This window comes from Metabacillus rhizolycopersici (assembly GCF_020075705.1).
Genome location: NZ_JAIQUM010000173.1, coordinates 1 through 2,992, shown reverse-complemented (window position 1 = coordinate 2,992; position 2,992 = coordinate 1). Strand labels below are relative to the sequence as shown.

2 protein-coding genes are annotated in these 2,992 nt (G+C 38.8%); both read right to left on the bottom strand.

The genetic code is table 11. The features are described from left to right. Positions 1 to 877: 877 nt before the first annotated feature. Positions 878 to 1,663, bottom strand: coding sequence for a glucose-1-dehydrogenase (locus K9V48_RS27560; protein WP_224142249.1), 786 nt, complete (start codon positions 1,661 to 1,663; stop codon positions 878 to 880). A gap of 13 nt (positions 1,664 to 1,676) precedes the next feature. Further along, positions 1,677 to 2,531: a GRP family sugar transporter gene (locus K9V48_RS27555; protein WP_224142248.1), complete on the bottom strand. Its 855-nt coding sequence runs from the start codon at positions 2,529 to 2,531 to the stop codon at positions 1,677 to 1,679. Between the last annotated feature and the right edge of the window lie 461 nt (positions 2,532 to 2,992).

Below are 2,992 nucleotides of genomic sequence, written 5' to 3'. Positions count from 1 at the left end.
AAATATAGAGCCTAGGCGGGCAACTTTAGTGGAGTTACTTACCCAATTCCTGAAATATGGAGACGAACCGGTCACTGTTGGTGGCACTCTATATGACAATAGCAACAAAGTTTGCGAAAACAGCCTTCTGAAAAAGGGTAAAAGGCTATAAGAGAAATCGTATTTTCAATCATTTATTGATTTGTTTCAGAATCTTTTATACGGGTTGCGTCACAGTGACCACCCGAAATTTGTTATGGGGAAAATGATAGAATAGAAATGCAACTAAATATTGTGAGGGTAGTTGGTTGTCAGTCTTTTTCTGTTTAAGAGAAGGAGATGATAATCATGTAACATTTCTTGAATTTCTACGAGAGGTTCTGAAGGGAATAGTGCGTGAAGTTAGTGCTTACATCTTTTCGGAAGAACATATTAGAACACAAGACCCCCCCTACGCCGTCGTAAGCAATGAACTGCACTCCAATCGTTAGACAATGAAGTGACCCCGTAAAGTTAGATTTGGTGTCTAACATTTATGGGGCAGTTCAATAATAGGTTTGCTCTTCTTTCAGTGATCGATATAAAGTGGCAGCCGAAATCCCAATCGCCTCATAGATTTCCTTCACTGCCATCCGCATAGAATGAAATCTTCATTTGAAAACATTGCACAAATTACTGAGATAACATCTGGCAGTAAACAGTATGTAGCTGCAGCCATTGAAGAAAAAACATAGGTGATAGATTCTAAAACAGTTGGGACAAACTCGCTATATAATAAGTTTTGGGAATTTTAATTTTTATAAAGGTGGTTTATCTGTGTGCAACAGCTAAAGAAACGGAAAGAAAAAACAAATAATTGGTAGTATGTATCGAGATAGCAACGTTACATTTCGAACTCCTAACCTTTCCCTGCCTGAAACCCGGGATATTGGGTCATTCCACCATCAGCAAAGAGGGTCAGACCGGTAACGTAGCTGGCTTCACTTGAAGCAAGCCATACTGCACATGCTGCAATTTCTTCAGGCTTACCGATATACCCCATTGGAATAAGTTCGACTACACCTTTCTTCAATTCGGGATCATCAAACTTTTCCTTATTGATTGGAGTATCAATTGCACCGGGAGCAATGCAATTCACCCGAATTCCATGTGGAGCAAATTCAAGTGCAAGTGTTTCAGTCATCAGCTTGACTCCACCTTTACTTGCTGCATAATGGACAAAATGAGGCCATGGAATTTTCTGATGAACGGACGACATATTAATAATAGAGCCTTTTATATCATGATCAAGCATGTAATCAATCGCCTCTCGACACCCTAAAAATTGACCTGTCAAATTTGTAGAAATGACCTTATTCCAATCAGTGAGTGAAAGATCTTCAGAGGGGACTTCATTTTCAATACCGGCATTATTAACCATAATGTCCAATGAACCGAACGTCTTTACAGCATGATTAATCATCCCTTTAATATCCTTTTCCTGAGTGACATCTCCTTGGATTGCGCTTGCGCTCCCACCAGAATCTTCAATTGCCTTTATTAGGGCATTAAGTTCTTGCTCCTCTTTGAAATAGTTAATGACAACCTTTGCTTTTTCAGCACCGAATCTTTCAGCCATTGCCTTTCCAATGCCAGTTGCACCACCTGTAATGACGACGACTTTCCCTTCAAGACTTGGATACATCCTGATCACTCCTTTATCTTTTTGTAAGCCCTAATAAGACTCCGCCTATGATAATAAACAAACATCCTAAGAGAACAATCCATACCTGTTTTTTACTTTTACGCTCGTTTAAAAAGAAGAGACCGCCGATGGTTGAGATGACAATGCCAGTTTGCGAGATAGAAAAGCTTGTTGCCACACCGATTTTAGGCAATGCAAGTAAAAGTCCAAGATTTCCTGTACTCCATATAAGACCTGTCAAAATATTACGAATAGCATACTTGTTGTATGGTTTATCCCGTATCGTAATAAAGAATGCACCTGTAACCATCCCAATTGCTTGAGGTAGTATTGCCGCCCAGCCATCAATATTAAACCTGCGAATTAATACGACATATGTGACAAAGCCTACAGTAGAAAAGAGCAAGATGAGTAATCCTTCTTTTTGACTCTTTTTCTGCCCTTTGTCATCACCCTGATTGAGTGAGGTAAGCAAGGCACCGATAATAATACAAGCAAGTCCAGCAAGTCCTATCACGATACTTGTGGTAGTTTGCCATTCCTTAAAAATAAAAACGCCAAAGAAAGTTGTTCCAATCAGCTGCAAGCCTGTCGAAATCGGTGCTGTTTTGGCAACGCCTAAATAGCGAACAGCTCCAAACTGATTTTTTTGTCCAATACACCAAAGTAAACCTGAAACAAAGCCTACTGCCCAAGTAACAGTTGATAATTCAGGCATCTTATAAATATACACTACAATGGCAAATACCAAGGCACCGACTGTTGTTCCAAGTGTTTGACTGTTTTCGTCACCGCCAAGCTTGTTACTGACAAATACAATGCTGCCCCATGAAACAGCTGCGAGGATGGCTAAAAGAATTCCCGTCATAAGTGAGTACTCCATTCTCATTTTTTCTAAACGATAAAGGTGAATACTGTTTTTATTAGCATGGATTAACAGGAAACATCTTATTCTTATAGGGGGAAAAAACTACATAAAAAGACCGAAGATAGTTTAGAAAACCGCTCTTCGGTCTTTGATCCTACTAGTCTGTTTCCTTTATTGTTTCATGTGAAGGTTGTGGAGGTTTGTACGTAGACTAGATTTATTTGAAAAATGATCCATGCAAGATAGAATATTAATTATTTTTGGCTCTTTTCTAAAAGATTGTTGTTTTTAAACATAAAAAGATTAACAGCAGTTACAGAGCGGGACGAAAAAAATGTCGAAAATTGAAGGTTGGTCGATACCTTGGTGATTTCGGACAATAAAATTCAAAACCAGACAATAAAACCTTGAGCTTGGACAAAAAATCTCAAGTTCTGACAATAAATCATGATTATGGACGA

Coding starts and splice junctions, on each gene's coding strand:
- K9V48_RS27560 (WP_224142249.1), bottom strand. CDS start 1,663: ATGTATCCAAGTCTTGAAGGGAAAGTCGTCGTCATTACAGGTGGTGCA.
- K9V48_RS27555 (WP_224142248.1), bottom strand. CDS start 2,531: ATGACGGGAATTCTTTTAGCCATCCTCGCAGCTGTTTCATGGGGCAGC.